Source organism: Hypericibacter adhaerens, assembly GCF_008728835.1.
Taxonomy (GTDB): Bacteria; Pseudomonadota; Alphaproteobacteria; order Dongiales; family Dongiaceae; genus Hypericibacter; species Hypericibacter adhaerens.
In genome coordinates, this window is record NZ_CP042582.1 from 3,110,147 (window position 1) to 3,135,640 (window position 25,494).

21 protein-coding genes are annotated in these 25,494 nt (G+C 67.4%); 10 read left to right on the plus strand and 11 right to left on the minus strand.

Annotated features, from left to right (window positions below):
* The first annotated feature begins 45 nt into the window (after window positions 1–45).
* The 5 genes from FRZ61_RS13640 to FRZ61_RS13660 all read left to right on the plus strand — a co-directional run bounded on the left by FRZ61_RS13640 (window position 46) and on the right by FRZ61_RS13660 (window position 5,544).
* Window positions 46–1,413 carry an aspartate aminotransferase family protein gene (locus FRZ61_RS13640; protein WP_151118248.1) on the plus strand — a complete coding sequence of 456 codons (1,368 nt, stop codon included), beginning with the start codon at window positions 46–48 and terminating at the stop codon, window positions 1,411–1,413.
* A gap of 7 nt (window positions 1,414–1,420) precedes the next feature.
* Window positions 1,421–2,827, plus strand: a complete 1,407-nt coding sequence (locus FRZ61_RS13645; protein WP_151118249.1) for a glutamine synthetase family protein — start codon at window positions 1,421–1,423, stop codon at window positions 2,825–2,827.
* 253 nt (window positions 2,828–3,080) lie between these two features.
* On the plus strand, window positions 3,081–3,932 hold the full coding sequence (locus FRZ61_RS13650) for an SDR family NAD(P)-dependent oxidoreductase (protein ID WP_151118250.1): 852 nt from the start codon (window positions 3,081–3,083) through the stop codon (window positions 3,930–3,932).
* Between the two features lies 1 nt (window position 3,933).
* A complete protein-coding gene (locus FRZ61_RS13655; protein ID WP_151118251.1) occupies window positions 3,934–4,659 on the plus strand; it encodes a glutathione S-transferase in 726 nt (241 codons plus the stop codon).
* 24 nt (window positions 4,660–4,683) lie between these two features.
* The gene (locus FRZ61_RS13660; protein ID WP_151118252.1) at window positions 4,684–5,544 is read left to right on the plus strand and encodes a class I SAM-dependent methyltransferase; all 861 of its coding nucleotides are present in this window, start codon (window positions 4,684–4,686) and stop codon (window positions 5,542–5,544) included.
* 22 nt (window positions 5,545–5,566) lie between these two features.
* Here the strand turns inward: FRZ61_RS13660 and FRZ61_RS13665 are convergent, their stop codons facing one another.
* Entirely contained in the window at window positions 5,567–6,124 is a 558-nt protein-coding gene (locus FRZ61_RS13665) for a rhodanese family protein (protein ID WP_151118253.1), read from the minus strand.
* Window positions 6,121–6,465 (minus strand): ArsR/SmtB family transcription factor, encoded by a 345-nt coding sequence (locus FRZ61_RS13670; protein WP_151118254.1) that lies wholly within the window; start codon window positions 6,463–6,465, stop codon window positions 6,121–6,123. Before FRZ61_RS13670 ends, FRZ61_RS13665 begins: the two co-directional genes overlap by 4 nt.
* Window positions 6,466–6,540: 75 nt before the next feature.
* Between FRZ61_RS13670 and FRZ61_RS13675 the strand changes: the two genes are divergently transcribed.
* The 3 genes from FRZ61_RS13675 (at window position 6,541) to FRZ61_RS13685 (ending at window position 13,458) form a co-directional block, all read left to right on the plus strand.
* Window positions 6,541–7,401 carry an MBL fold metallo-hydrolase gene (locus FRZ61_RS13675; RefSeq protein WP_151118255.1) on the plus strand — a complete coding sequence of 287 codons (861 nt, stop codon included), beginning with the start codon at window positions 6,541–6,543 and terminating at the stop codon, window positions 7,399–7,401.
* Window positions 7,402–7,673: 272 nt separating this feature from the next.
* Complete coding sequence (locus FRZ61_RS13680) at window positions 7,674–12,944, plus strand: PAS domain-containing protein (RefSeq protein WP_151118256.1); 5,271 nt, start codon at window positions 7,674–7,676, stop codon at window positions 12,942–12,944.
* A gap of 310 nt (window positions 12,945–13,254) precedes the next feature.
* Entirely contained in the window at window positions 13,255–13,458 is a 204-nt protein-coding gene (locus tag FRZ61_RS13685; protein ID WP_151118257.1) for a cold-shock protein, read from the plus strand.
* A 139-nt stretch (window positions 13,459–13,597) separates the two neighbouring features.
* Here the strand turns inward: FRZ61_RS13685 and FRZ61_RS13690 are convergent, their stop codons facing one another.
* The gene (locus FRZ61_RS13690; protein WP_151118258.1) at window positions 13,598–14,026 is read right to left on the minus strand and encodes a VOC family protein; all 429 of its coding nucleotides are present in this window, start codon (window positions 14,024–14,026) and stop codon (window positions 13,598–13,600) included.
* Window positions 14,027–14,127: 101 nt separating this feature from the next.
* Here FRZ61_RS13690 and FRZ61_RS13695 point away from each other — a divergent pair, with 101 nt between their 5' ends.
* On the plus strand, window positions 14,128–14,940 hold the full coding sequence (locus FRZ61_RS13695) for an RluA family pseudouridine synthase (protein WP_151118259.1): 813 nt from the start codon (window positions 14,128–14,130) through the stop codon (window positions 14,938–14,940).
* Between the two features lie 88 nt (window positions 14,941–15,028).
* On the opposite strand, the gene FRZ61_RS13700 is transcribed toward FRZ61_RS13695, so the two are convergent.
* The 8 genes from FRZ61_RS13700 to FRZ61_RS13735 form a co-directional block, all read right to left on the minus strand.
* Window positions 15,029–16,600 (minus strand): GMC family oxidoreductase, encoded by a 1,572-nt coding sequence (locus tag FRZ61_RS13700; RefSeq protein ID WP_151118260.1) that lies wholly within the window; start codon window positions 16,598–16,600, stop codon window positions 15,029–15,031.
* A gap of 28 nt (window positions 16,601–16,628) precedes the next feature.
* Window positions 16,629–17,162 carry a Twin-arginine translocation pathway signal gene (locus FRZ61_RS13705; RefSeq protein WP_151118261.1) on the minus strand — a complete coding sequence of 178 codons (534 nt, stop codon included), beginning with the start codon at window positions 17,160–17,162 and terminating at the stop codon, window positions 16,629–16,631.
* 66 nt (window positions 17,163–17,228) lie between these two features.
* Window positions 17,229–17,624, minus strand: a complete 396-nt coding sequence (locus FRZ61_RS13710) for a VOC family protein (RefSeq protein WP_151118262.1) — start codon at window positions 17,622–17,624, stop codon at window positions 17,229–17,231.
* Between the two features lie 23 nt (window positions 17,625–17,647).
* On the minus strand, window positions 17,648–18,055 hold the full coding sequence (locus FRZ61_RS13715; RefSeq protein ID WP_151118263.1) for a c-type cytochrome: 408 nt from the start codon (window positions 18,053–18,055) through the stop codon (window positions 17,648–17,650).
* A gap of 168 nt (window positions 18,056–18,223) precedes the next feature.
* Window positions 18,224–18,544 carry a ribbon-helix-helix domain-containing protein gene (locus tag FRZ61_RS13720; protein WP_151118264.1) on the minus strand — a complete coding sequence of 107 codons (321 nt, stop codon included), beginning with the start codon at window positions 18,542–18,544 and terminating at the stop codon, window positions 18,224–18,226.
* 204 nt (window positions 18,545–18,748) lie between these two features.
* Window positions 18,749–19,162, minus strand: coding sequence for a hypothetical protein (locus FRZ61_RS13725; protein WP_151118265.1), 414 nt, complete (start codon window positions 19,160–19,162; stop codon window positions 18,749–18,751).
* 79 nt (window positions 19,163–19,241) lie between these two features.
* Window positions 19,242–22,361 carry an efflux RND transporter permease subunit gene (locus FRZ61_RS13730; protein ID WP_151118266.1) on the minus strand — a complete coding sequence of 1,040 codons (3,120 nt, stop codon included), beginning with the start codon at window positions 22,359–22,361 and terminating at the stop codon, window positions 19,242–19,244.
* A gap of 91 nt (window positions 22,362–22,452) precedes the next feature.
* Entirely contained in the window at window positions 22,453–23,658 is a 1,206-nt protein-coding gene (locus FRZ61_RS13735) for an efflux RND transporter periplasmic adaptor subunit (protein ID WP_191909014.1), read from the minus strand.
* 272 nt (window positions 23,659–23,930) lie between these two features.
* On the opposite strand from FRZ61_RS13735, the gene betC reads away from it, so the two are divergent.
* Complete coding sequence (gene betC / locus FRZ61_RS13740) at window positions 23,931–25,478, plus strand: choline-sulfatase (RefSeq protein ID WP_151118268.1); 1,548 nt, start codon at window positions 23,931–23,933, stop codon at window positions 25,476–25,478.
* Window positions 25,479–25,494: the final 16 nt, after the last annotated feature.

A 25,494-nucleotide genomic window follows, 5' to 3' on the forward strand; every position in this document is an offset into this window, starting at 1 on the left:
TTCGCATCGCCCTCGGCCCATGCCTGATCGAGGAGCCACCCCGTCATGACCGACCGCATGGCCGGTATCGCCGCCTTGGCCGTCAGCGCGATGACCGAGCGCGAATGGGCGCGTTTCGCCCAGAGCCATCCCAAATCGCACAAGCTCGCCCAGGAAGCGCAGGCGCATTTCCCCGGCAGCGTGCCGATGAGCTGGATGACCGATTGGGCGACGCCCTTCCCGATCTTCGCCAAGCAGGCCTCCGGGGCCCGCATCTGGGATGTGGACGGCAACGCCTATTCGGATTTCTGCCTGGGCGATACCGGCTCCATGTTCGGCCATTCGCCGGCCCCCGTGGTGGAAGCGCTGCGCGAGCATGCCGACAAGGGCCTGACCTACATGCTGCCGACCGAGGACGCGATCGCGGTCGGCGAGCTCCTGTCGCACCGCTTCGGCCTGCCCTACTGGCAGATGGCGACCACGGCCACCGACGCCAACCGCTTCGTGCTGCGCCTGGCGCGCGGCATCACCGGCCGGCCCAAGATCCTGGTCTTCAACGGCTGCTATCACGGCACGGTCGACGACACCTATCTGCGGCTCCGGGGCAACCACCAGATCCCGCGGCCGGGGCTGATCGGCCAGGTGCAGGACCTGACCGCCGTGGCCACGGTGATCGAGTTCAACGATCTCGACGCCCTCGAGGCGAAGCTGATGGAAGGCGACATCGCCGCCGTGATCTGCGAGCCCGCCATGACCAATATCGGCATGGTGCTGCCGGAGCCGGGCTTCCACGAGCAGATGCGCGCGCTCACGCGCCGCTACGGCACCTTGCTGGTGATCGACGAGACCCACTGCATCTCGACCGGCCCCGGCGGCTATACCCGCGCCTACGGGCTCGATCCGGATTTCCTTACCCTCGGCAAGCCGATCTCGGGCGGCATTCCCAGCGCCGTCTACGGCTATACCGCCGAGGTCGCCGACCGCATCCGCAAGGCGCAGCAATCGGTCCCGCACGGCCATAGCGGCATCGGCACGACGCTCTCGGCGAACGCGCTGTCGCTGCATCTGATGCGCGTCGTGCTCGAGCAGGTGATGACGCCGCAGGCCTATGCCCATATGGAAGCCATGTCGAAGGCGCTGGCCGAAGGCGTGGAGAGCGTCATCCATGCTCGCGCGCTGCCCTGGCATGTGGCCCGCGTCGGCTCGCGCGCCGAGATCGTGTTCTCGGCCAAGCCGCCGCGGAACGGCACCGAGGCCGCCGCCACGCTGATCGAGCCGCTCGAGAAGGCGCTGCATCTCTATTTCATCAACCGGGGGGTCATGATCGCTCCCTTCCACAACATGACGCTCTGCTGCCCGGCGACCGCCAAGGCCGATGTGGAGAAGCTGGTGACCGCGCTAGGTGCTTGCGTCGACGAGCTGAAGAAGGGCTGACCCCGTCATGAATTCGAAGGGCATCGCCCCGCAAACCCCTATCGGTGCCGCGCCGGAAGAGGCCGAGCGCTTCCTCGCCGCGCATCCCGAGATCGCCGGCATCGATCTCGTCCTGACCGATCCGGGCGGGGTCATGCGCGGCAAGAACATCCGCCGCGAAGAGCTGCTCGCGATCTATCGCCATGGCCGCTACATGCCGGGCTCGATCCTGAGCCTCGACATCACCGGCGAGGATGTCGAGGAGACCAACCTGGTCTGGGTCGATGGCGATGCGGACCGCCTCTGCCATCCCGTGCCGGGCACGCTGCTGCCCGCCCCCTGGCGCACCGAGGAGCCGACCGCCCAGGTGCTCCTCACCATGCACGAGCTGGACGGGCGGCCCTATCACGCCGATCCGCGCCATGTGCTGGAGCGGGTGGTGAAGCGCTTCACCGACCAGGGCCTGACGCCGGTGATGGCGGTCGAGCTCGAATTCTACCTGCTCGATCCGACGCCCGGCCCCGACGGGCGGCCGCGCCCCGCCCTCCTCCCCGGCTCGGGCCAGCGCCCACGCCATATCGAGGTCTACGACGTCAACATCCTGGGCGAGATGTGGCCGGTCTTCGCCGAGATCCACGCCTGCGCCAAGGCGCAAGGGCTGCCGGCACAGACCGTGATCCACGAATATTCGCCGGGTCAGTGGGAGATCACGCTGCATCATCGCGCCGACGCGATGCGCGCGGTCGACGAAGGCCTGATGTTCAAGCGCCTCATCCGCGGTGTCGCCGCCAAGCACGGGATGCAGGCCTGCTTCATGGCGAAGCCTTTCGCGGGCCGCGCCGGCTCGGGCATGCATATCCATCTGAGCCTCGCCGACAAGGACGGCAACAATCTCTTCGCCGATGGCGACAAGCCCGAAGGCAGCGCGCTGCTGCGCCACACCATCGGCGGCATGGCCGAGACGATGGCCGACGCGATGCTGGTCTACGCGCCCAACGCCAATTCCTATCGCCGCTTCCGGCGCACCTCCTATGCCCCGGTGGCGCCGACCTGGGGCATCAACAACCGCTCGGTGGGCCTGCGCATCCCGGCGGGGCCCGGCTTCTCGCGCCATATCGAGCATCGCCCCTCGGGTGCCGACGCCAATCCCTATCTCGCGGTCGCCATGGCGCTGGCCGGCGCGCATTACGGCATCGAGCGCAAGATCGATCCGGGCCCGCCCATCACCGGCAACGGCTATGAGCAGGCGAAGCCCGGAGCCTTGCCGCAGCATTGGCCCCACGCCATCGAGCGCGCCGAGCGCTCCGCCTTCCTCAAGGAGTATCTCGGCAAGGACTTCTTCGAGGTCTTCCTCGCGATCAAGCGCGCCGAGCTCGACCGGTTCATGGCCGAGGTGACCGAGCTCGATTACCAGTGGTATCTGCGCACGACCTGACGCGAAGGCTGTCCCAGGCCCGCTGACGACGGCGCCGTCGCCTCGATGTGGCGCCGCGGTGGCGCAGAGTTCGGATCGCCGATCGGCTGATCGCGCAAAATCTGCATGCGGGCCGCCCGCATATCGCAAGGGACAGGGCGGGAAATCGCCTTATCCTGAATCCGGTTCCTTCCCGGAATCCGGAAACGGCGGCGTCTCTGCCTGCGCCACGTTTCTTGCCGCCCTCGCATTCGACCGCCAGGAGAACACCGCCATGTCCCTTCACCCCGCCCTTCGACCCGGCGCCACCGCGGTCATCACCGGCGCCGCGAGCGGCATCGGCCTCGCCATGGCGAAGCGCGCCGCCTCGTTCGGCATGAAGGTCTGCCTGGCCGATCTCGGTGGCGAGCGCCTCGACCGCGCGGCGGCGGAGGTGGCGGCGGCCGCGAACGGCAAGGTCGCGGTGCGGGCGGTGCCGACCGATGTCAGCCGGCTCGAGGAGGTGCAGCGTCTCCGGGAGATCGCCTATCGCGATCTCGGCGAGATCGGCCTGCTGATGAACAATGCGGGCGTCGGCGACGGTGGCGGCCCCTGGGAGCATTACGAGCGCTGGCGTCGCGTCCTGGAGATCAATCTCTGGGGCGTGATCAACGGCGTGCAGAGCTTCGCGCCGGCGATGATCGCGCAGGGCACGCCCGCCGCCATCGTCAATACCGGCTCCAAGCAGGGCATCACCACGCCGCCCGGCGACACCGCCTACAATGTGAGCAAGGCCGGCGTGAAGGTGCTGACCGAGGCCGTCGCGCATGAGCTGCGCGGCATCGAGAACTGCCGCGTGACGGCCCATCTGCTGGTGCCCGGCTTCACCTTCACCGGCATCACGGGGCTGGCCGAGAAGCCGGCCGCGGCCTGGAGCGCCGACCAGGTCGTGGATTTCCTGCTGCCCGCCATGGCCCGGGGCGACTTCTACATCCTCTGTCCCGACAACGATGTCACGCGCGCCATCGACAACAAGCGGATCCGCTGGGCGGCCGAGGATATCATCGAGAACCGGCCCGCGCTCTCGCGCTGGCACCCCGACTACAAGGCGGCCTTCGCGGCCTTCATGCAGCGGAAGGACGGCTGAGATGCGCTACGAGCTCTATTACTGGCCTTCGATCCAGGGGCGCGGCGAGTTCGTCAGGCTCACGCTGGAGGAAGCGGGCGCCGACTATGTCGATGTGGCAACCCAATCGGGACCGCGAGGCGGTGTTCCGGCGCTGCTGCGCTTTCTCGACGGCCGGTCGATCCAGCATCCGCCCTTCGCGCCGCCCTTCCTCAAGGCGGGGCGGCTGGTGATCGGCCAGACCGCCAACATCCTGCTCTATCTGGGCGAGCGCCACGGCCTGGCGCCGGAGACCGAATCCGGCCGGCTCTGGATCCACCAGCTGCAGCTCACCATGGCGGATCTGGTCCAGGAGGTGCACGACACGCACCACCCCATCTCGACCAACTTCTACTATGAGGACCAGCGGATGGAGGCGCGGCGGCGCGCCCATGACTTCGTCCGCACGCGGATCCCGAAATATCTGGGCTATTTCGAGAAGATCCTCGCCCGTGGCCGGAAGAGCACGAGCTATCTGGGCGGCCCGTCCCTGAGCTATGCCGACCTGTCCCTGTTCCAGCTGGTCGAGGGGTTGCGTTACGCCTTCCCGCGCGCCATGGCGCGCATCGAGCGGAAATGCCGCCATGCGATCGATCTCCACGATCGCATCGCCGCCCGGCCGCGAATCGCCGCCTATCTGGCCTCGGACCGGCGGCCGCCCTTCAACGAGGAAGGCATCTTCCGGCATTATCGCGAGCTGGATGTCTGACCGCAGGGCACAAGGAACGACAGCATGACCGCCATGAAATCCGATCCGCGCAATACGGAGCAGGCCGACTACTGGAACGGCCAGGGCGGCCAGCATTGGATCAAGATGCAGGAGATGTGGGACATCGTCCTGGGTCCCGTCGCCATGGCGACGCTCGAGCGCGCGGCGGTCAAACCCGGCGAATGGGTGGTCGATATCGGCTGCGGCTGCGGCGGCACCACGCTCGAGCTGGGCCAGGCGGTCGGCCGCACCGGCCATGTGCTGGGCCTCGACATCTCGGCGCCGATGCTGGCCCGCGCGGGCGAGCGCCTGCCGGCCGGAATCCCCATCGAGCTGCAGGTGGCCGATGCCACCACCTTTCCCCTGCCGCCGGGCCGCTTCGATCTGCTGTTCTCGCGCTTCGGCGTCATGTTCTTCGCCGAGCCGGCGCGCGCCTTCGCCAATCTGCGCCGCGGGCTGAAGCCGAAAGGACGCCTCGCCTTCTCCTGCTTTCGCGATTCCAAGCTGAACCCCTGGATGACATTGCCGCTCCAGGCCGCCTATGAGCATGTGCCGCCGCTGCCCAAGCTCGGCCCCGAGGATCCCAGCCCCTTCGCCTTCGCGAGCGAAGAGCGGGTGCACCGCATCCTGACCGAGGCGGGCTTCAGCGACATCCGGATGGAGCCGGTCGACCTCGCCTTCGACATTGCCGCGGGGCGCGGGCTCGAGACGGCCGTCGCCGCCACGCTCGAGATCGGCGCCACCGCGCGCGCGGTCGAGGGCCGGCCGCAAGCCGTGCGCGACGCGGTCGCCGCTTCCGTGAAGAAGGCCCTCGCGCCTTATCGGAAGGACCTGTCGGTGCCGCTGCCCGCCGCGATTTGGATCGTGACGGCGATCAATTCCTGAAGCGCCCGCAAGCGCCGCTCGATCAGGCCGTCAGCGGATCGCCGCCGCCGGCACGGCGGTTCCATGGCATAAGGGAAAGAAGGCGCGCCAGGCCGCAATAGCCGGTGATGCCCGCGAACATCAGGCCGGCGCCGACGAAGCCGCTCATCAGCATGAACCAGGGCGAAACCGTCGCCGCCAGCAGCACGCCCAGGAAAACCAGACTGCCGGCAGCAATCTGGACCTGACGCTGCAGCTCGATCGGCGCCGAGCGGTCGAACAGCACCGGCAAGCCCGACCGCTTCCAAGCCTCGATCCCGCCGGCCAGCATCCGGGCCTCGCCATCCACCTTGGCGGCCAGCCGGCCCGCCTGCGCGGCCGTGCGCTGGCCGCTCTTGCAATGGAACACGGTGATCTTGCCGGGCGGGATCCGGGCGGGCCAGCTTCCATCGTCCAGTTTCGACAGCGGGATCGAGCGCGCGCCGGGAATGCGCTCCCGGGCATGTTCCGAAGGTTCGCGGATATCGATCAGGATCGCGCTTCCCTGTTTCAGCGCCGCATCGAGATCGCGCGGGTCGATGGGTTTCAGCGAATCAGTCATGATGCGGTCCTCCGGGACTTGGCACCGGGCGGCGGGCAGAAGATCGCGGCCAGCGTGGTGATGAGCCGCACCGCGTCCGGGCTCGTGAGGCGGTAGAAGATGGTCTGGGCTTGGCGCCGGGTGCCGACGATACCGTCCGCCCGCAGCCGGGCCAGATGCTGCGACAGGGCCGAAGGCTGCAAGCCGATGAGATCGCACAGCTCCCCCACCGACTTCTCGCCCTCGCCCAAGCGGCAGAGAATCATCAGCCGGTGCTCGTTTGCGATCGCACGCAGGAAACGGGCCGCGGCCGACGCCTTGGCCTCGAACTCAGCCCGATCCAGCTTCTGCAAGGCGCGCATCGGCATTCCTTATTTCAGTTGACGCTAAATTAGAGAATGCTTAAGTGAAGATCAAGCCCCCCGACAGGTGACGCCATGAATCCGACCGTCCAGGCCTTCTTCCACGAACCGACCTTCACGGTCTCCTATCTCGTGACCGACCCGGAGAGCCGCAAAGCCGCCGTCATCGATCCGGTGCTGGATTTCGACCCCAAGTCGGGGCGCACCGGCCACCGATCGGCCGACGCGATCCTGGCGGCCGTGTCGGCGGCGAAAGCCGAGCTCGTCTGGATCCTCGAGACCCATGTCCATGCCGATCACCTGAGCGCCGCGGGATACCTCAAGTCGAAGTCGGGCGGCCGCACCGGCATCGGTGCCGCGGTCAACACGGTCCAGCGCTTCTTCAAGCCGGTCTTCAACGCCGCCGATCTCGAACCCGACGGCAGGCAGTTCGACCGGCTCTTCGGCGACGGCGACCGCTTCCCGATCGGCGCGCTGGAGGCGCAGGTCCTGCACACGCCCGGCCATACGCCCGCCTGCATCAGCTATCTCGTCGGCGATGCCGTGTTCGTCGGCGACACGCTGTTCATGCCCGACTACGGCACCGCGCGCTGCGACTTTCCCGGCGGCAGCGCGCGCACGCTCTACCGGTCGATCCGCCGCCTGCTGTCGCTGCCGGCGCAGACGCGCATGTTCCTCTGCCACGACTACAAGGCGCCCGGCCGCAATCATTTCGTGTGGGAAACGACCGTCGCAGCGCAGCGGGCCCAGAACCTCCATATCCATGACGGCATTACCGAGGACGAGTTTGTCGCCATGCGCGAGACCCGCGACAAAACGCTCGACATGCCGGCGCTGATTCTCCCCTCGATCCAGGTCAATATGCGCGGCGGCGAGCTGCCGCCGGCCGAGGACAACGGCACGGTCTATCTGCGGATCCCGCTGAATCGCCTCTGATTTTCCTGATGCCGGCCGGCGCGGCCGCGTTGGAGCCTCGATAAAGCCGAACCGTTCCGGCGCCCTGGCCGCGATTAATCAATCTTTACTAAATCTTGTCAGACTGGCCGATCGACAAGCGCGGCAGGAGTCTCTCTCGGCTCCCGAGGGGCCGCGACCCGTGTCGTGGGCGGCGCGCGCCCCGGGACGGTGTCCTTTCTGCGCCTTTGCGACAGGCCTTTTGGGGGAAGGCCTCACGTCCAGACCCGAGTTGAAAAAGATACCCGCTGACGATGCGACCACAGTCGATGCTGCCCAACCCGATCGCGCCCAAGCCCATGGCGTCCATTGACGCTCCGGCCAAGGCCGCGCTGCCCAGCGAGACGGCGGCGGAGATCATGCTGCGCCGGGCGCAGCGCATCGGCCGCCTCGCCTTCTGGCACTTGTCCGGGCCTACGGACGACGCCGGGTTGCGGATGAACTGCACCTACTCGGATGGCATCGAGCAGATCTTCGGCTGCAATCCCGCTCTCAGCACGCTCGACTTCGTGGAGCGCTTCATCCATCCGGAGGACCAGGAGCGGACGCGCTCCATCTTTCTGCGGTTCCGGCGCCGCCAGCTGCTCCAGTATGCGATCGAGTACCGCATCCGCCACCTGTCCGGCGGCTGGCACCTGATCCACGAGACGGGCGAATGGGAGCTTTCGCCGGAAGGCAAGCCGGTTGCCGCCGCCGGCGTCATCCAGGACATCACCGATCGCAGCCAGCTCGAAGCCCGGTTGCACCAGAGCGAAACCCTGCTCGCGTCCGCGCAGCGCATGGCCAGGATCGGCACCTGGCATTGGGTGGCGACAAGCCGGAATCCCTACTCGTTCGAAGGCCGCTACCATCACTCGCAGGAAGTCGCCGATATCTTCGGCGTCACCATTCCCGAGCTCGACATCCCGCCGCAGCGGTTCCTGGAACGCTTCGTCCATCCCGACGACCGGCAGCGCCTGATGGACATGTGGCAGCTCTTCCGCAGCCCCGGCCGACCCAACCTGGAAATCACCTACCGGGCCCGGCGCGCCGACGGCGCCTGGCGGACCTTGCGCGAGTTCGCCAGTTGGGAGCGCGGCCGCGACGGCGGGCTGAACGGCGTTGCCGGCATCGTCGAGGACATCACCGACCGGCTCGAAACCCAGGTGACCGATCGCCAGCGCTCGGCCATGCTCGCCCGGGCCCAGCGCATGGCCAAGCTCGGAACCTGGATCTGGCGCTGCGGGCCCGATGGCGACGGCCCCGGGGAAGCGATCGAATTCTCGCCGGAAGCGGCCGAGATCCACGGCGTCACGGCCGCGGAGCTGTCGGTCGGCGGCCGGGAATATGCCGCCCGCTTCGTCCATCCCGACGACCGGGACGAATTCACCGCGACCCTGGCCCGGTTCGTCAATCGGGAGATCGAGACCTATTCGCTGCAGTTCCGCATCCGCCACGTCTCGGGCGAATGGCGCACCGTTCTCGAGGTGGCGGAGTGGGATTATTCCTCGGACGGGATTCCGACCGGCACCACCGGCGTGATGCAGGACATCACCGAGCGGCTCGCCGTCGAGGAATCCGCCCGCCGCAACGCGACGCAGATCCGGCGCGCGCAGCAGATCGCCAGGATCGGCCACTGGCAGTGGTCGAAAGGCGCCTGGGACGGAACCGACGTCCGCATCATGGACTGGTCGGATTCCGCCGCCGAGATCCACGGCGTCGACAAGTCGGCCCTGCAGATCACCACGCGCGAATATCTCAAGCGCTTCGTCCATCCCGATGACCGGCGCCATGTCGCCGACACCTATCGCCGCTTCAGCCTGCACGAGATCGAGCGCTACACCATCGAGTTCCGGATCAGGAACGGAGCCGACGGCTGGACTCATCTGCGCGAGATCACGGAATGGGACTACGATTCTGCCGGCCGCCCGGTCTCGGCGACAGGCGCCATCCAGGACATCACCGATCAGATCCACAGCAAGCGCGCGCTCGACCGCAGCGAGGATCTGCTGGAGCGGGCGCAGCGGATCGCCAAGCTCGCCTATTGGCATTGGCATGGCGACCCGGATCTGGAGGATCCGGGCACGGCGCCGCATCTCTACTCCTCCTTGATCACGGAGATCTTCGGGGTCGATCTCACGGCGATGGAGCTGACCGACGAGCAGTATGTCGAGCGCTTCGTCCATCCCGACGATCGCCGGCGGTTCGGGCAGGTGCTCAGGGACTTCTCCGCGCGCAGGCTGAAATCCTTCGCCTCCGAATATCGGATCCGCCATGCCGACGGCAGGTGGCGAACCGTGATCGATACCGGCGAATGGGAGTACGGTCCCGACGGACGGCCCATCAGCGCCTCGGGGGCCATCCAGGACATCACGGAATGGGCCGAAACCGATCGTGCCCTGCAGCGCAGCGAGCAGTTCCTGGCGCGTGCCCAGCAGATCGCCAAGCTCGCCTACTGGCATTGGGCGCTCGACCCGTCACTGCCGAACCCGTACAGCGCGCCCTATGTCTATTCGCCTTCCATCGTCGAGATGTTCGGCGTCGCCCCGGAAGACCTGAACGGCAGCGACGACGAGCTGATCGACCGGTTCGTGCATCCCGCCGACCGCGAACGGGTGCGCGAGACCTACCGGGAGTTCGACGCCGAAAGGACACAGTCCTACGCCATCGAGTATCGCGCGCGGCATGGGATCACCGGGGAATGGCGAACGGTATTCGACACGGGCGAGTGGGATCGCGACGCGGACGGCAAGGTCACGGGAGCATCGGGCGCCCTCCAGGACATCACCGACCGCAGCAATGCGGAAACCGCGCTGCGGCAAAGCGAGAAGCTGCTCAGCCGCGCCCAGCAGGTGGCCAAGCTCGGCCACTGGCGCTGGCGGCCCGCCCCCGGCAGCACTGACTGGCACGACGGCGAGATTTCCTATTCCGACACCGCCGCGGCGATCTACGGCGTCCGGCCGCGGGATCTTGTGGTTCCCGACCGGCAGTTCGTCATCCGGTTCGTCCATCCGGACGATCGCGAGCGGATCCAGGACATCTATGACCGGTTCTTCATCGAGGGCGAGCGCCGCTACGAGGCCGAGTACCGCATCCGTCACGGCGAGAAGGAATGGCGCTGGATCCACGAGATCGCCGAGTGGGACACGGATGGCGCGACCGGCGTGATCCTCGACATCACGGGGCGGGTCGAATCCGACCTGGCGCTGCGCGACAGCGAGGCGCTCCTGATCCGCGCCCAGCGGACCGCGCGCGTGGGCCACTGGGTCTGGCGGCACAACGCGAACGATCGGGCGCCGGGCCAGGGTGCGTCCCATTTCTCCGCCGTGGCGGCGGAGATCTTCGGTGTCGATCCCGAAGCGCTGCGCGTGCCTACCGACGAATGGGTCCGGCGTTTCGTGCATCCGGAAGACGCGGCCCGCGTGCTGAACATCTTCAACCGTTCCGTCTCGGGCGAGCTGACCCGATACGAGATCGACTATCGTGCGCGGCACAGCGACGGCACCTGGCGCTGGGTCCACGAGATCGGGCAGTGGGACTATGACGAGACCGGCAACGCGATCGGCGCCACCGGCGTGCTGCAGGACGTCACCGAACGGGTCGAGGCCCAGTCCGCCCTGCGGCGGAACGAAGCCCAGCTGAAGCGCGCGCAGCAGATCGCCAGGCTCGCCTACTGGCACTGGACCGAGGACCAGCATGCCGGATGGCAGGCGGCGACGTCGCACTATTCCGCGGAGGCCGCGCAGATCTTCGGCGTCTCCGTCGAGGAGCTCGGGCGGCTGAGCAACCTCGAATATCTGGAGCGCTTCGTCCATCCCGACGACCGCGTGGCCCTCAAGAGTGTCTTCAAGGAGTTCGTCGAGGCGCGTCTGGCCTCCTACTCCATCGAATACCGGATCCGGCATGCGCGGGGCGACTGGCGCACCATCAGCGAGCGCGGCGAGTGGGACCGCACCGCGGACGGGCGCATCGCGGGCGCCACCGGCACGATCCAGGACATCACGGAGCTGCGCGAGGCGGAGCGGGCCCTGACGGAAGGCGCCGCGCGGCTCAAGCTCATGACCGACCATCTGCCGATCTCGATCGGCTATATGGACATGGACGAGCGGCTGCAGTTCGTCAACGCCACGGCGGAACGCTGGTACGGCAAGCCCGCCGGGGAGCTGGTCGGCCAGACCATGCAGGAGTTCATGGACGCCGAGACCTACCGCATCATGCTGCCCTATGTCCGCGAGGCCAAGGCGGGCAAGGCGGTCAAGATGCAGATGCGGCGCCAGTATCCGGCGGGACCGCCGCGCGACATCGAGATGCTCTACGTCCCCCACGTCGTCGCCAACGGCAAGGTCGCGGGCTTCTTCGGCATGTCCTTCGACATGACCGACCGCCTGGCGATGGAGGCCCAGCTGCGCCACGCGCAGAAGATGGAGGCGGTCGGCCAGCTCACCGGCGGCGTGGCCCACGACTTCAACAATCTCCTGGGCGTCATCGTCGGCAATCTCGATCTGCTCGCGACCCAGCTGCCCCAGGGCACCAAGGCCCAGTCGCTGCTCTCGACCGCGCTCGATGCCGCCGAAAGCGGCGCTGCCCTGATCCGCCGCCTGCTCGCCTTCTCGCGCCGCCAGATGCTGCTGCCCAAGGCGACCAACCTCTCCGATCTGGTCGGCGGCATGATGGTCCTGGTGCAGCGTTCGCTGGGCGAGGCCGTGTCGATCGAAACCCGGATACCGCCGGGCCTCTGGCCGGCCCTCATCGATGACGGCCAGCTCGAGGCGGCGATCCTCAACCTGGCGATCAATGCCCGCGACGCGATGCCGACCGGCGGCCGCCTGACGATCGAGCTCAACAATGCGACCGTCGAGGAAGACACCACGGCCGCCGACAGCGAGGTGCTGCCGGGCGACTATGTCCGGGTCACGGTCCGGGATACCGGCACCGGCATCCCGCCCGACGTGCTTCCGCGCGTGCTGGAGCCGTTCTTCACCACCAAGGAGGTGGGCAAGGGCACGGGGCTGGGCTTGAGCATGGTCTATGGCTTCGTGAAGCAGTCGGGCGGGTTCCTGCAGATCGACAGCCATGTCGGCGAAGGCACCGCGATCAGCCTCTATCTGCCGCGCGCCGAGGATCCGTTGGCCGATACCGACCAGGCCGCCGCCGCTCACCGCAGCCTGCGGGGCGAAGGCGAGGTGGTTCTCCTGGTCGAAGACCGCGCCGATATGCGCGCCTACTCCGCCGAGGCGCTGCGCACGCTCAATTACGAGCCCATCGACGCCGCGGACGGCCCGACCGCCCTTGCCCTGCTGGACCATCACCCGGAAATCGCGGTGCTGTTCAGCGACATCGTGCTGCCCGGCGGCATGAGCGGCTACGAGTTGGCCCGCGCCGCCCGGGCGAAGCGGCCGGACCTCAAGGTGCTCCTGACCTCCGGCTTCAGCGAGCGGGCCGCCGGGACCCGCGGGACGGAAACGGAAACCCTGCTTGAGAAACCATTCCGCTCCAGCGAGCTGGGTCGAAAACTCGCGGCCTTGCTGGGCCGCGGCATGCATTGATCCAGGGCTTGCGGGACCGGGTTGATATCTTGGCTTGTCGTTCAACCAAGGGCCAGAATCCCAGGGAAACGGTAGCCGTTTCTGAAATTCGTTGACTTATCGTCCCCTTACGGCCATATCTTCCCGGCGCAATCGAGTTCTGGCGTGTCTTGCTGCCCATGGCCTGTGATGGGAAACCCGTTTCAGGCCCGCCCCCAAGGGGGTGTGCATTCAAGTCATTCCCTAGACAGGTTGTGAATGCTCAAGGTCACGCGGCAGTCGCGTGGCATATGGCGATGCGCATAGACGCTCTAGAGGAGACTGACAGACTATGGCTAGCGGTACCGTGAAGTGGTTCAACGCGACGAAGGGTTACGGCTTCATTTGCCCGAGCGACGGCTCGAAGGATGTGTTCGTGCACATCACGGCCGTTCAGCGCGCCGGCCTGGATGGGCTGGCTGAGGGGCAGAAGATTTCCTACGACCTGGTTTCCGAGCGCGGTAAGACTGCGGCGGCGAACCTGAAGGTCGGCTGATCGCCGATCAGCGCCTACCCGGGGGTTTCTTAGGGGCCTCCACGAGACACGAGATGACGGCGGCGACCCGCAACGGGTCGCCGCTTTCTTTTTGCGCCTGTTTCGTTTGTGTCCGCAGCCGCGCGGATCATGTCCCGCGTCAGCGCGCGGGCGGGCCCTTGAGCTCGATCTCGTTGCCTTCGGGGTCCTTCAGATAAAGGGAGGGCCCCTCGCCCTCCGCACCGTAGCGGCTTTCCACCGCGCCGGGCTCGACGCCGTGGCGGATGAGATGCGCCCGGATCGCCCCGGCGTCGAAAGGCTCGATGCGCAGACAGAAGTGATCCATGTTGCGCGCCTCGACCGTCGGCACGCCGCCGCCGGCCGCACCCAGCGGTCCGGCCAGGTCGACCAGATCGATCAAGGAGCGTCCGGCCCGCAATTGGACGAGGCCGATCTTCTCCTGGCGCCGCTCCAGCCGGCAGCCCAGCGCCTCGCAATAGAACCGCTCCAGCCGCTCCGGATCGCGCACGCGGAGGACCACGTGATCGAGGCCCAGCAGGATGAAGGGAGCCGCGGGGTTCGCCGCCATGGCCGCCATCCTGTCGATCCCGGTCGGGCCGGTCAAACGCCGCCGCGCCGCCGTCGGGACGGTCGGCAAGGGCCGCTTGCGGCGGCTATGATCGCCATCCCATGAAGCGACGTCCTTCCCCGTCCCGACGCGCGCGCTCCTCCCGCGGGACTTCCGCCGCGGCCCGGCGCCCCCGCCGGTCCCATCGCCGTATCGCGGCGCCGGCATCGCCGCAGGCCGCGCCCACGCCGGGCCTGCTGCAGGAACTGGCCCAGCGCGTGCTGTTCCGCGACCAGAACGTCATCGTGCTCAACAAGCCGGCGGGGCTCGCGGTCCATCCGGGGCCGTCCGGCGGCCTGTCGCTCGAGGCGGCACTGGAGGCGCTGCGCTTCGAGGCCCGGACCCCGCCCGCCCTCGCCCATCGGCTCGACCGCGACACCAGCGGCTGCCTCACCCTGGCGCGCCGGCCGAGCGCGCTGCGCCGGCTGCACGAGCTGTTCGCGGCCGGCCAGATCGAGAAGACATACTGGGCCGTGGTCCAAGGCTCGCCCAAGGCGGAATCGGGCGTGGTCGAACTGGCGCTGCGCAAGCGCAACCGCAAGGACGGCTGGAAGATGGTGGTCGATCCCGCGGGCCAGGCGGCGATCACGGCCTGGCGCGTGCTCGGCCGCGGGCCGGGCCTGACCTGGATCGAGTGCAAGCCCCGGACGGGCCGCACGCATCAGGTCCGCGTCCATTGCGCGGCGCTGGGCTGTCCCATCCTGGGCGATCCGGTCTATGGGACGACGGCCCTGCGGAGCGGGACGCCATTGCATCTCCATGCGCGTGCGCTCTCGATCCCCTTCGCGCCGGAGGGCCCGCCGATCGCAGTGGTGGCGCCGGTGCCGGGCGAGATGCTCGAAGCCCTGCGGGCCTGCGGGTTCACCGGCGGCTGACACCGGCCGGCCTGCAAAGAAAGAGGGCCCCGGCCGCCTCATCGAGAACCGGCTGGAGCCCCGGGCTGAAGCAAGCGGCGGGTCGGGCTCAGACCTCGTGCTTGCCCATCAGATCGGCAATGTAGTCGGCCTGCCGGATCGCCAGCGTGACGATGGTCAGGGTCGGGTTCTCGGCGCCGCCGGTGGTGAACTGGCTGCCGTCCGAGACGAAGAGATTCTTCACGTCATGCGTCTGCCCGTATTTGTTGACGACGCCGTCGCGCGGATTCTCGCTCATCCGGTTGGTGCCGAGATTGTGGGTCGAGGGATAGGGCGGCGTATGGAAAGTCCTGAGCGCGCCCACCGCCTCGTAGAGCGCGGAGCCCTGCTTGTAGGCATGATCGCGCATCGCCTTGTCGTTGGCGTGATCGTCGAAGTGGACGTTCGCCACCGGCATGCCGAACTGATCCTTCGCCTCCGGATCGAGCGTGATCCGGTTGGTTTCCTGCGGCATGTCCTCGCCCACGATCCACAGCCCCGCCATATGGTCGTATTTGTCGAGTGCCGACGAGAAATCGCGACCCCAGGCGCCGGGATCGAGAAACGCCGCCATGAAGGGCAGACCCAGCGACAAGGTCTCGAACTCGTAGCCGCCGGCGAAGCCGCGCGAGGGATCGTAGCGCGATTCGTCCTGCACGATCCCGGCCATGGTGGTGCCGCGATACATATGCACGGGCTTGTCGAAGATGGCGTAGACCGAGCCCGTGGTATGGCGCATGTAGTTGCGGCCGACCTGGCCCGAGGAATTGGCGAGGCCGTCCGGGAACTTGCTCGAGGCCGAGTTCAGCAGCAGCCGCGGCGATTCGATCGAGTTGCCCGCGACGCAGACCATGCGCGCCTTCTGCCGGTGCTGGTTGCCCTGCGGGTCCGCATAGACGACACCGGTGACGAGCCCGGAATCGTTATGCTCGATCCGCAGGACCTGGCTGTTGGGGCGCACCTCGAGCTTTCCCGTCGCCTCGCCCTTCGGGATCATGGCGTAGAGCGTCGACCACTTGCCGCCCGATTTGCAGCCCTGGAAGCAGAAGCCGATCTGCTGGCAGGCGCCGCGGCCGTCGCGCGGCTGGCTGTTGATGGCCATGCGGCCGGTATGGACCGTCTTGTAGCCGAGCTTCTTGGCGCCGGCTTCGAGCACCTTGAAGTTGTTGTTGCCGGGAAGGCCCGGGATGTCGTTGGTGCGCGTCACCCCCATCCTGTCCTCGGCCTTGGCGTAGTAAGGCTCGAGCTCCGCCAGCGTGACCGGCCAGTCGAGCAGGTTGGCACCGGCGATGTCGCCATAGGTGGTCTTGACCTTGAACTCATGCTCCTGGAAGCGCAGCGAGGCGCCGGCCCAGTGCACGGTCGAGCCGCCCACCGACTTGACGATCCAGGCCGGCAGGTTGGGAAAGTCGCGATGGACCCGCCAGCTTCCCGAGGTGGTGCGCAGATCCTTCCAGGCGAGCTGCCCGAAGCTCTCCCACTCGTCGTTGACGAAATCCTCGATCTCGTTGCGGGCGCCTGCCTCCAGGATCACCGTGTCGATGCCCTTGAGCGCGAGCTCGGTGCCGAGCGTGCCGCCGCCGGCACCGGAGCCGACGATCACGACGACGCTGTCGTCGTCCAGGCTGTAGGGAGCGGTCATGGCTTTGTCCTCCTTTGCGCCGGCCGGCTCAGAGCCAGTCGAGATCGTTGAAGCCGCGGTGGATGTAGCCGCCCTGCTCCCAGGACGAGCCCTCATAGCCGAAGAGCGGCCAGACCTCCTTGTTGTTGTAGAGGCCGGTAACGAGGCCCGAGCGGATCTTCTGGAAGAACTTGGTGCCTTCGATCTCCTTGAGCATGGCGACGCGATCGGTCTCGTTCGTCACCTCGGCATAGGCCCTGTGATGGACATCGCGCGAGCGCAGGTCGAGCCCCGAGACACCCATCTCGATGAGGGTCTTGAGATCCGGATCCTTCTGCGCCTGCTCGTCATAGCCCATGAGCGCCATGGCGTAGTATTTGTCCGCGAGCTGCTTGTGCGGATAGATGTCGCGTGCGACCTGGATCAGGGTGCGCATGGTCGCGGGCCGGAGCGCCTTGACCTCGAGGCCCCAGGCCTCCTGCGTATGGATGACGGCTATATTCGTGATCATGAAGGCGGCGGCGCCGCTCGTGACCATGAAGTCGCGGCGTGAGACCCTCACCCGCTTGTCGACGGTTCGCATGGGTTCCTCCCTCTCTCTTTGCTTTGTTCGGCGCGCGGCCGGCCCTGGTGCCCGGCCGCGGCTCCGTCAGCGATAGCGTCCGTGCTTCTGCAACACCTCGATCTTGTATCCGTCGGGATCCTGGACGAAAAAGAACTTGGCCATCAGTGCGCCGTCGCGATGGAATTCCTTCACCGGATTGGGGTTGAGGCCGAGGCCCATGAAGCGTCGATGCTCCGCCTCGACGTCGCCGACGACGACCGCCAGATGGCCGTAGCCGTCGCCATGCGTATAAGGTTCGGCGCGGCCATGATTGATCGTGAGCTCGATCTCGAAATCCGCTTCGGGGTTGCGCAGATAGACGAGCGTGAATCCGTCGAACGGATAGCGGTCGGCGATCGTGAGGCCGAACGCGTTGCGGTAGAAATCGACCGTGCGCCGCTCGTCGAGCACGCGGATCATGGTGTGTATGGCCTTCGCCATCGTTTCTCCTGTCGCTCCCGAGGCTATTTCGAAACCGATTCCAGATACTGGATGACGAGCTGGCGTTTCGCCGGATCGGCTTGGTGGTACATCATGTTGACGCCGGGAATGAACTTGCCGGCATCGGTGATCCACTGGTCGATCTTGTCGGGCGTCCAGACGAGGCCCTTGCCGCCGGCGGCCTTGAGCGCGTCCGAATAGGCGAATCCCGGCAGGCTCGCCGCCTTGCGGCCGATCACGCCGCGCAGGTTCGGACCCTGGCGCAGCGGCGCATTCGCCTCGACGGTGTGGCAGGTGCCGCAGCTCTTGTGGAATTGCGCCTCGGCGGCGGCGAGATCGACGGCCGATGCCATCCCCGATCCGCTCCACAGCAGGGCCACGACAATGGCCGCGGCGAACGGCAGGCCTCCGCCATAACGGGCAATCCGCATCGCCTTCCTTTCCGGACGGGCCGGAGGGCCCGCCTGTCATCCAGAGTCGGAAGGCAACGCTACGAAAGCCCGCGGCGAGGCGGGTGGTATCCCTTTACTACAGCGAGGATTATCGCGCGGGCTCCCCAACGCGAAATGCGCTGCAATGCAGCAACCGGCCGTTGGGCGTTAGGCAGCCGCTCTTCCTATCGGTCCCAGCGCCGTTTCGTCGACAAGCCCGTTCGGCTGCTTGACCTCGGCGAGATAGCGCAGGCAGGCGCAACGCAGCAACGACGCGAAATTGCCGACCTCACCGCGCAGTTCGAGCACTTCATCATGCAGCGTTGTCAGGAACTTGGCCAAGCTCGTGCCCTGGTTCTGGGCGATTTCCTCGAGAATCGTCCAGAACGCCGCATCGAGACGGATGCTGGTGGAATGGCCGCCGAGGCGCACCGAGCGGGTTTGATAGGCATAGCTGTCCGGCGATTGGCCGGCGAAGATATGGCACATGCGTTCCTCCCTCGCCTGCCGGCTTCTCCCCTCGTTCACGCTGCACTGCACAAGCGGCCACGCGCGAGGCTACCGGCAAGCTTTCTTGTCAGCCCGGAATCTAGGCCGTGAGAAGGCCCGCGTCCACGCTCGCGGGATCGCCGCTCCGCCGCCTCGCGTCCCAGGAACGATCGGGGCCGCGCCTTGCGGCCGATCGCCGGTCCGTCAATTGAGCGCGTTGTGGATGAGGTAGCCGGCGATGTCCGCGGGCTTGAGCTTGCCGAGCTTGGGCTCCTCGCCGGCCAGCGACATCTTGATGATGATGTGGTTCTCGACGTTCTCGAGCTTCACCTTGAAGATGCCGGTGGCGCCGCGGATCCGCGGATAATATTTGGGATCGACGATCTTCTCCTTCTGCGCCAGATGCTCGATCAGCGCCGCTTCGTCGGCGTTCTCCGCCGGCTCGGCCTTGACCAGCGTCCAGTCGGTCTGGCCCGCGAACTTCTCGGCGTTGAGCGCCGCGACCGCTTCCTTGGGCGGCTGGTCGGTCAGCCCGAACTTGAACAGATTCTTGCTGAGCCCGACATCGGAGCCCCACTCGTTGAGGGCTTTGCTCTGGGCCACGTAGATGGAGGACATGAGGGAAAGGCTTCGTCATTGATGGGAAGAATCCCATCATGACACCGCCGTGACGGCCGCGAAACCCCCGATGGCGCGCCTATTCGGCGCTGGCCGGCACCGGATGGGGCGCATGGCGACGGCGCCCGACACGGTGCAGATGATCCATGTAGGTGTAGATCACGGGCGTGATGTAGAGCGTCAGGAGCTGCGACAGCAGCAGGCCGCCCACCACCGCCAGGCCCAGGGGCTGGCGCGATTCATGGCCCTGGCCGAAGCCGATCGCGATCGGGAGCGCGCCGGCCAGGGCCGCCGCCGTCGTCATCATGATCGGCCGGAACCGGACGATGCAGGCCTCGTAGATCGCGTCGACCGCCGATTTGCCGAACTCGCGCTGCTGCACCACCGCCACGTCGATCATCATGATCGCGTTCTTCTTGACGATGCCCACCAGCATCACGATGCCGACGAAGGCATAGAGGCTGAGCGAGAGGTCGAAGAAGAGCAGCGTCAGCACCGCGCCGACCGCCGCCGCTGGCAGGCCGGAGAGGATCGTCAGCGGGTGGATGAAGCTCTCATAGAGGATTCCCAGCACGATATAGACCACCAGAACCGCCATCGCGAGCAGGAGGCCCAGGCCCTGCAGCGAATCCTGGAAGGCCTGCGCCGTTCCCTGGAAGCTGGTGGTGATGGCCGCCGACAGGCCCGCCTCCTGCTCCGCCGCATGGATGCGGTCGATCGCGGTGCCGAGCGAGGTGCCCTGCTCTAGCCCGAAGGAGATCGTCACCGACGGGATCTGGCCCTGGTGGTTGACCGTCAGGGCGCCGACGCCGCGCTTGACGGTGGCGAGCGCCGTCAGCGGCACCAGCGTACCGCTCTCGGAGCTGAGATAGAGGCGCGACAGGGCCGCTGGGTCGCTCTGATATTCCGGCGCCACCTCGAGCAGCACCTCGTACTGGTTGGTCGAGGTATAGATCGTCGAGACCTGGCGCTGGCCGAAGGCGGTCCAGAGCGCCTCCTCGACCTGCTGGGCGGTGATGCCGAGGGCGGCCGCCTTCTCGCGATCGATATCGACCAGGAGCCGCGGCCCGTTCAGGTCCATGTCGCTGGTGGCGTCGACCACGCCGGGAAGCTTGGCGATGCGCGCCAGCATGTCCTTGGCGCCGCCATAGAGCGTCGTGAGATCCTGCGCCTGGAGCGTGTACTGGTAGGCGGCCTTCGAGCTGCGGCCGCCGATCCTCAGTGCCGGCGGGTTCTGCGGATAGGCCTTGATGCCCGGCACCGCCGCCATCTTGACGCGCATCTCGCGGACGACCTCGTCGGCGCTGAGCGGGCGCTCGTTGCGCGGCTTCAAGGTCAGGAAGATGTTGCCGGTGTTCCCGGTCAGGCGGCCGCCGCTGCTGCCCACGCTGGACATCACCCGCGCGACATTGGGGTCGGCCATGGCGATCTCGGCCAGCGCCCGCTGGCGCTCCACCATCGCCGCGAAGGAGCCGTCGATCGGGCCTTCGGTCGAGATCGTGACCTGGCCCGTATCCTCGCTCGGCAGGAAGTCCTTGGGCGCGATCTGGAACAGCCAGGCCGTGGCGCCGAGCGTGCCGAAGAAGATCAGCAGGACGATGAAGCGGTGGCGCAGGGCCAGCCGCAGCGTCACGCCATAGACAGCGCGCAACGGATTGAACCAGAGGTTCGAGAGCCGGACCATCAGGCTCTCCTTGACCACGCCGTCCTTGTGAACGATGTGGGAGCGCACGAAGCGGCTCGCCAGCATCGGCGTCAGGGTCAGGGATACCACGCCCGACACCAGGATCGAGGCCACGATGGTGACCGCGAACTCGTGCAGCAGGCGCCCGACGATGCCGCCCATGAACATCACCGGGATGAAGACCGCGGCCAGCGACAGGGTCATGGAGAAGACCGTGAAGGCGATCTCGGAGGCGCCGCGCAGGGCGGCGTCGCGCGGTCGTTCGCCCTTCTCGATATGGCGCAGGATGTTCTCGAGCACCACGATGGCGTCGTCGACCACGAATCCGACCGACAACGTCAGCGCCATCAGGGTCAGGTTGTTGAGGCTGTAGCCCAGCACCTGCATCGCCGCGAAGGTGCCGATGACCGAGATCGGCAAGGCGAGGCTGGGCACGATCGTCGCCGAGGCGCTGCCGACGAAGAGGAAGATCACCAGCACGACCAGGACCGCCGCCAGGATCAGGGTGAACTGAACCTCGGCGATCGAGGCGCGGATCGAGGTCGAACGGTCATAGAGAACGTCGAGCTTGACCGAGCCCGGCAGCTGGGCCTCGAAGGTCGGCAGCAGGCCCCGGATCGCATCCACCACCTCGATGGTGTTGGTGCCGGGCTGGCGCTGCACCGCCAGGACCACCGCGCGGTTGCCGTTGAACCAGCTCGCGACCTTGTTGTTCTCGACGCTGTCGACGACGTTGGCGAGCTGCTCCAGGCGGATCGGGGCGCCGTTGCGGTAGGCCACGATCTGGCGGCGATATTCGGAGGCCTCCGTCAGCTGGCCCGTCGCCTCCAGCGTCAGCGACTGGCGCGGCCCGTCGAGCGTGCCGACCGGCAGCTGCACGTTGGAGGCATCGATCGCGTCGGAGAGATCGTCGACGCCGACACCCCGCGCCGCGAGCTGGTCGGGATCGATCTGGATGCGGACGGCGAACTTCTGGGCGCCATAGACCAGCACCTGGGCCACGCCCGGCAGCGTCGAGATGCGCTGGGCGATCGAGGTCTCGGCATATTCGTCGACGACATAGAGCGGCTGCGTCGGCGAGCTCAGGGCCAGGAAGAAGATCGGCGAGTCGGCCGGATTGACCTTGCGGTAGGAAGGCGGGTTCGGCATCTCGGCCGGCAGGCGGCGCTGCGCCACCGCGAGCGCCGACTGCACGTCCTGGGCCGCGGCATCGATATCGCGGTCGAGCGAGAACTGCAGCGTGATGCTGGTCTGCCCCTGCGCGCTGGTCGAGGTCATGTTGTCGAGGCCGGCGATGGTGGTGAACTGCCGCTCGAGCGGGGTCGCGACCGAGGAGGCCATCGTTTCCGGGTTGGCGCCCGGAAGCTGGGCGCTGACCGAGATCGTGGGATAATCGACCGAAGGCAGCTCCGCGACCGGCAGGGCGCGGTAGGCGACCATGCCGAACAGCACGAACGACGCCATCAGCAGCGTCGTCATGACCGGGCGCTGGATGCAAAGCTGCGGTACGTTCATGCCCATTCCCTCATGGCGTCCGCCTTTCGGAAGACCGCCGGCAGCGCCGGCGCCGACTGCCGAGACCGGCCGCCGATCGCGGCCCGGCGCCCTACGTGCCCGGCTTTGGCGCGACCAGCGCGCCCGGATAGAGATTCATATGGCCGTCGATCACCACGCGCTCGCCCGCCGTGATCCCGTCGCCGACGGCCGTGTAGCCATCGAAGCTGGGGCCGCGGTGAATGGTGCGCAGCTCGGCCTTGTCGTCGGCGCCGATGACATAGACATAGGTGCCCTGCTGGCCGATCTGGACCGCCGCGTCCGGCACGGCCACCACGTCGTTGAGCTCGCGCAGCGCCAAGGTGACCCGCAGGAACTGTCCGGGCAGCAGCCGCTCGTCCTCGTTCGGGATCTCGGCCTTGAGCCGGATGGTGCCGGTGGACATGTCGACCTGGTTGTCGACGAACACCACCTTGCCGGTGACCGGCGGCGTCTCGCTGTCCGGCACGTTGGCCTCGATCGTGAGGCCGCCCTGCGCCATGCGATCCTGGATCTCGGCCAGATGGCGCTCCGGCACCGAGCAGACGATGTAAACCGGCTTGGTCTGGTTGATCACCACCAGCGGCGTGGTGTCGTTGGCCTTGACCAGGTTGCCGGCATCGACCTCGTAGCTGCCGGTGCGGCCGTCGATCGGCGAGCGGATCTGCGAGTAGCCGAGCTTGAGCTGGGCCGATTCCACGGCCGCCTCGTCGGCCTTGATCGAGGCGTTGAGCGTGTCGACGGTGGCGCGCGCCTGCTCGTCCTTCTGCTGCGAGGCGTAGCCGGAGCCGGCGAGCGCCTTGTAGCGCGCCATGTCGGCCTGGGCGCTGGCGAGCTGGGCCTGGTCCTTGGCGAGATTGGCCTGGGCGGCGTGAAGCTCGGCCAGGAACGGCGCCGGATCGATGGTGAAGAGCAGATCGCCCTTGGCGACCTGCTGGCCTTCGCGGAAATGGACCTCGAGCAGCGGCCCGTCGACCTGCGACTTGACCGAGACCGTGGCATAGGCATCGACCCGGCCGATGGTGTCCACGCGCACCGGGAGCGAGCGCGTCTCCGCCGTTCCGAGCACCACGGGAACCCCCTGCGGCGCGGCGGCGGAAGCGGCCGGCTTGGTTTCCGACGAACTGGGGGTCGACGAGCTCGAGGCCGGTGCGCTCGGCGCGCTGCTGGAGGCGGTCTGCGGAGCCAGCGACGCCGCCCGGCTCTTGATCAGCCAATAGCCGCCCCCGGCGATCACGACACCGGCGACGACCAGAAGGAGGGCAAGGCGGCGGCTCATCGATCCCATGCGCGATGAAGAACCTGAAGGGGTCACGTGTTTACTCTAACACAGGAGGATGCCGCGCAATGAAGGAAACTGCCGAAAACGCCGATCCCCCAAGGGCTTGCCTGAACAGGTTCAGGCCGGATTAAGGCAATTTCACGGCCCTGCACGGCCGAGCGGTCAGAATCCTGCGGTCTAAAGGTTACAATTTTCGCAGCTTCGCTTGCGGACCTCGCGCGCCTGCCCTCAGATCGGCGGCGCCCTCTCGCACCCCGCCGGAGTCGTCGATGCCCCTCACGCAGGGACGCCCATCCCGCCCGCAGCCCAACATTCTCCTTGTCGTCTTCGACCAGATGTCGGCCCTGGCCCTGCCGGATTACGGCCATCCGCTGGTGCGCACGCCGCATCTGTCGCGGCTCGCGGCGCGGGGCACCGTCTTCGAGCGCGCCTACTGCGCCTCGCCGCTCTGCTCGCCGTCGCGCTATGCGCTCCTGACCGGGCTCCTGCCCTCCCGGATCGGCGCCTATGACAACGCCTCGGAGCTGCCCTCGGGCGTCCCGACCCTGATGCATCACCTCAGGGCCGCCGGCTACCGCACCTGTCTCGCGGGCAAGATGGATTTCACCGGCGCCGACCAGCTCCACGGTTATGAAGAGCGGCTGACCACCGATCTCTCGCCCTCGGACTTCGGCTGGGTGCCCGACTGGGACCATCCCGACCAGGTGCAGCCCTGGTTCCACACGCTGCAGAGCGTCGCCGAGGCCGGGCCTTGCGACTATTCGCTGTCGCTGCAGTATGACGAGGAAGCCACCTTCAAGGCGGTGCAATGGCTGCACAAGGCCAAGGCCTCCGCCGATCCGCGTCCCTTCCTGCTGACGCTCTCGGTCATGCAGCCGCACGATCCCTACCAGGCCCTGCGCCGTTTCTGGGATCTCTACGACCATGACAGCATCGACATGCCGGTCCTGCCCGCCGTGCCGGCGGCGATGCGCGACCCCGTCGGGCGGCGCATGTATGCCATGTACGACCGCGGCGAGTTTCCGGTGGGCGAGATCGAGATCCGCCGCGCGCGCCATGCCTACTACGCCATGGTGAGCTACTGCGACGAGCTGCTGGGCCGCCTCCTGGCGGCGCTCGCCGCTCTCGGGCTCGACCGCGACACGATGGTGATCGTGACCTCCGATCACGGCGACATGCTGGGCGAGCGCGGCCTCTGGTACAAGATGAACTTCTTCGACGGTGCGGTGCGCGTGCCGCTGGTGATGCAGGGGCCCGGCATCGAGGCCGGACGGCGCATCGCCGAACCGGTCTCGCATCTCGATCTGCTGCCCACCCTGCTCTCCCTCACCGGCACCGCCGTCGATGCCTCGGCTGCCAACCTCGACGGCCGCGATCTCTCTTCCGGCATGACCGGCGGGCTGCCGGTGCGGGGCGAGGTACTGGGCGAATATATGGGCGAGGGCTACGACCGTCCGGTCGTGATGATCCGGCGCGGCGCCCAGAAGTTCGTCTATTCGCGAGGCGAGCTGGCGCAGCTCTACGATCTCGGCGAGGACCCGCGCGAAGAGCACAACCTCGCGCTCAATCCTGCCGAGGCCGCGCCGTTGCGCAACCTCACCGACGAGGTCGAGGGTCGCTGGGATCTCGAAGCCCTGCGCAACGCCGTCATCGGCAGCCAGCGCCGCCGCCGCCTCGTGCATCGGGCATTGACCTCGGGCCGGGTCGCGCCCTGGGACTACGAGCCCCGCAGCGATCCCTCGCACGAGTATTACCGCAACTACGGGAACGACGGGCCGGATCCCGACCGGAGCCTGCGCCTGCCCCGGATCCCGTGAATTACAGCGGGCATAG